The organism is Streptomyces antioxidans (genome assembly GCF_000968685.2).
In the GTDB taxonomy this organism is placed as follows: Bacteria; Actinomycetota; Actinomycetes; order Streptomycetales; family Streptomycetaceae; genus Streptomyces; species Streptomyces antioxidans.
In genome coordinates this window covers 1-335 of the sequence record NZ_LAKD02000126.1, presented here as the reverse complement: position 1 = coordinate 335, position 335 = coordinate 1, and the positions used below count along the sequence as shown (strand labels likewise).

At 65.4% G+C, this 335-nt stretch carries 1 protein-coding gene; it reads left to right on the top strand.

The features are described 5' to 3' along the window. On the top strand, positions 1-335 hold a 335-nt coding region (locus tag VT50_RS35355), incomplete at both ends, for an acyltransferase domain-containing protein (protein ID WP_143645318.1).

Sequence of the window (335 nt, the reverse complement as noted above, 5' to 3'; positions counted from 1 at the left end):
GGTGGGTATGGCGGTGGGGTTGTTGGAGTCTTCGCCGGTGTTCGCGGAGGCGGTTGGTGAGTGTGAGTCGGCGCTGTCGGTGTATGTGGACTGGTCGTTGTCGGATGTGTTGCGTGGTGCCGAGGGTGCGCCTGGTTTTGACCGGGTGGATGTGGTGCAGCCGGTGTTGTTTGCGGTGATGGTGTCGTTGGCGAGGTTGTGGCGTTCGGTGGGTGTGGAGCCGGATGCGGTGATGGGTCATAGCCAGGGTGAGATCGCGGCGGCGTGTGTGGCGGGTGCGTTGTCGCTGCGGGATGCGGCGAAGGTGGTGGCGTTGCGGTCGCAGGCGATCGCGG